The organism is Streptococcus sp. CL8.13, from assembly GCF_049737895.1.
In genome coordinates, this window is the sequence record NZ_JBKOTT010000100.1 from 1 (window position 1) to 3467 (window position 3467).

The 3467-nt window shown below is 41.4% G+C and carries 4 protein-coding genes; all 4 read right to left on the bottom strand.

Annotated features, from left to right (window positions below; translation table 11 throughout):
* Positions 1–114: 114 nt before the first annotated feature.
* Complete coding sequence (locus tag ACLNCN_RS04065; protein ID WP_024057807.1) at positions 115–1446, bottom strand: hemolysin family protein; 1332 nt, start codon at positions 1444–1446, stop codon at positions 115–117.
* A 266-nt stretch (positions 1447–1712) separates the two neighbouring features.
* Positions 1713–2537, bottom strand: a complete 825-nt coding sequence (gene endA, locus ACLNCN_RS04070; RefSeq protein WP_064276396.1) for a DNA-entry nuclease EndA — start codon at positions 2535–2537, stop codon at positions 1713–1715.
* Positions 2538–2575: 38 nt separating this feature from the next.
* On the bottom strand, positions 2576–2764 hold the full coding sequence (locus tag ACLNCN_RS04075; RefSeq protein ID WP_004241151.1) for a DNA-directed RNA polymerase subunit beta: 189 nt from the start codon (positions 2762–2764) through the stop codon (positions 2576–2578).
* Positions 2757–3467 (bottom strand): UDP-N-acetylglucosamine 1-carboxyvinyltransferase (locus tag ACLNCN_RS04080; protein ID WP_424844683.1); only part of this gene is annotated, 711 nt, incomplete at its 5' end. The genes ACLNCN_RS04075 and ACLNCN_RS04080, both read right to left, overlap by 8 nt.

The window sequence follows — 3467 nt, forward strand, 5'->3', positions numbered from 1 at the left end:
ATAACTTTAAAAAACTTTTGGGGCAAGTTTGGGGCTGAGTTTTTCGAGGACACAATTTCCTTTTGAAATCAACTGAAAAAAGCTTCGTCACGCCTGGTGACAAAAGCCTCTAGTTTACTCTGTTTCTTCTTCTATTTCAACTTCGGTAATTTGGACTTTTACCTTGGTAACACGTCCATTTTTCACTTTATCATTGGTTAGGATAAGCTTTTTGTTTTGGCTGACTAATTCATAACTGAGTTTCTCGGTCGTTGGAATGGTCCCAACCCCTGTCAAATAGTAACCAGCGATGGTATCAACGTCATCACTTTCCAGTTCAACATCAAAGTAGTCATTAAATGCATTGAGATTCATGGTACCTTGAACAATATAAGTATCTTCTCCAATTTTATGAACTTCGATTTCAGCCTTATCTGTTTCGTCATCGATTTCGCCAACGATTTCCTCTAAGAGGTCTTCTAGGGTCACCAAACCAGCCATCCCACCGTATTCATCCAGCAAGATTGCCATTTGTCTTTGGGTATTGCGCAGTTCTTTTAACAAGTCATCCACAAAAATAGTTTCAGGAACAAAAAGTGGATCTTGTAAGATTTTCTTCCAAACAATATTGTCAAAACCGTCCACAAAGCCCGCATTAAGGAGACTCTTGGTGTGAATGATTCCAATCACGTTATCCTTGTCTCCATCATAGACAGGGATACGAGAATAATTTTGTTTTAAAATACTTTGGATGATGGTTTGACTATCATCCTGAATATCGACCATAAAGGCATCCGTTCGAGGAACCATGACTTCTCTGGCCATTAATTCGTCCAGTGAAAAGATCCCTTGTAACATCTCAATTTCGTCAGCATCTAGTGTTTCTTCACTATTTGTCAACATGTACTCAATTTCATCACGGGTCATTTTTTCGTCAGCATCATCAAAGGTCATCGGAGTCAAGCGACTCAAGAGATTGGTAGATGCAGATAAGAGCCAAACAAAGGGACTAACTAGTTTCCCCAAACCAATAATAACTGGTGCTGTACGAATGGCCAAGGCATCCTTTAGATTAAGAGCGATTCTCTTAGGATACAATTCCCCAAAAACGATGGAAATATAAGTCAAAAATGCTAAAGATAGAAAACTTGCAACGGCATAAGCTGTTTCACCATTTCCAAGCCAAGAGGCAATTTCTCGTCCTAGAGTTTCTGCCAAACTCGCCCCTGATAAGATCGTAATCAGAGTAATCCCTACTTGAATAGTTGATAAAAAGTGGTTAGGATTTTCTAGTACCTTCAGCAGACGGATATAGCGTCTATCTCCTTCTTCTGCCTTTTGTTCAACACGCGCACGGTTAAGTGAAACCATGGCCATTTCTGTGGCTGAGAAAAAGGCATTTAACACCGTCAAGATAAACAATAAAACAAATTGTAGCAACAAATTCTGACTACTTGGGTCTTCCATAGTTCTTCTCCTAAAATAGTATCTTATCCTTTATTATATCACAAAATATAGTCCAGTACATATTATTTTTCCCATACTCTTCGAAAATCTCTTCAAACCACGTCAGCTTTATCTGCAACCTCAAAACTGTGCTTTGAGCAACCTGCGGCTAGCTTCCTAGTTTGCACTTTGATTTTCATTGAGTATCAGTGTCTATTGTAGCCCTGCTTAAACTAGTAAGAAAGAACTCCTATATCCACAAGTGACATAGGAGTTTATGTTATATTTTACTGAGTAACAGTCACTTCTCCAGTTCGGTAATCCAATTGAAGCCCTTTTTGAACATTGGGAACTAGAACATTAAATTCCAACTCTCCGTCTGAAGACTTGGCTTCAATCTGTGAAGCTGAAGGAACCAAATCCTCATTCGAAGCGTAGTAAAGGGTTACACGGTAACGGACACGCTTGTTTTTATCCAAGGCCTTACGTACCATACTTTCATAGTAGTTTTGACCAGTCGAATCCTCGGCTTGCGCCTGATTTGCCCAGGCCGTTTGAACAGCAATGTTTTTAGGATTGCTTGTCGAGGCATCAAAACCATCCAAGCCACCGATTAAGGCATAGCCTAACAAGTGACCTCTATCAACCGCATGGGTATAAGTACCCTTTAGATTCTTAACCTGATGCCAGCCTGGAGGAGTCCATGAAGTCGAACCATTCCCAGTTTCTTCACGATTCTTGTACTGACGAGTAGCCTTAGACAAGAGGGCATTAGCTACGGTTGGTACCGTTTCCTTGCCCACTGTCTTTGTTTTATTATCAGCATAAGGCTTACTTGAAACCTTGGCATCTAGATTTGTTTTATTACCATTGACGATAAAAGCACCTGAGCCATTCCACTCCAGGCTCCCTTTTATTTGACTCTTGACCGCGTCTGTTAAAACACTCTCTGCCAATGCTTGACTAGGAGCTTCAGACGCTTGTTTTTTCTGACTAACCTTTGTTTTAGGACTATTAGCTGTCGACTGCATCTGCTTGATATAATAGCTTCCCGCAGATAAGAGTAATAACACTAGCAGTCCAATCAGTGTCTGTCTTGTTTTTTTATCCATTTTTCTCCTTATCTCTAGAAAAAGACTGGTTCTCCAGCCTAATTTCCTGTAAATTTATGAATCAATTCCTGCCATTTTGCTGGAGACAGGATAGCCCATGGATCTTGACCCTTGCCCAAGATTCCATAGCCTACCATTAAACCGATTCCTAGGGCTAGAGCACCTAAAAACAGTACCAAAATGACCAGAAGTAAACGCTTGATTACGTAGCTTGATTTCTTATTCATCTTCATCACTTGCCTCAATCCTCTGAATATTAGCACCTAGCTGCGCTAACTTCTCATGGAAACGGTAGTAACCTCTATCCAAGTGAACCAATTTACCAACTACAGTTTCTCCTTGTGCTACCAAACCTGTCAAAATCAAGGCAGCGCTGGCACGAAGGTCAGTTGAAAGAACTTCTGCCCCCTGCAAAGGTTGACCACCAACAATACGAGCTGTATCACGGATAATCTCAGAGTGCAAGCCCATGCGACGCATTTCTTCTAGATGTTGGAAACGATTTTCGAAAACTGTCTCCACCATAGTTGATTCCCCTTTTGCGACGGTCATCAAGGCTGTAAATTGAGCCTGCATATCTGTTGGAAATCCTGGGTGGGGCAAGGTTTTCACATGAACAGCTTTTAGATTTTCTAGTTGAGAGCGAACTCGAATCCCTTCAATCTCCTCTGTCACTTCCACTCCCATTTCAAGCAATTTGGCAATCAAGGGACGGTTGTGCTCCCAGACAGCGTCTTTAATCAAGATATCACCACCAGTCATGGCAGCAGCTACCATAAAGGTTCCTGCTTCGATACGGTCTTGGACTACATTGTGAGTCGTACCATGAAGTTTCTCAACACCGGTAATGGTAATGGTCTCTGTACCAGCACCCTTAACCTTAGCTCCCATTTCATTGAGGAGAATGGCTAGGTCAACAATCTCAGGCTC

Coding starts and splice junctions, on each gene's coding strand:
- ACLNCN_RS04065 (WP_024057807.1), bottom strand. CDS start 1,446: ATGGAAGACCCAAGTAGTCAGAATTTGTTGCTACAATTTGTTTTATTG.
- endA (WP_064276396.1), bottom strand. CDS start 2,537: ATGGATAAAAAAACAAGACAGACACTGATTGGACTGCTAGTGTTATTA.
- ACLNCN_RS04075 (WP_004241151.1), bottom strand. CDS start 2,764: ATGAATAAGAAATCAAGCTACGTAATCAAGCGTTTACTTCTGGTCATT.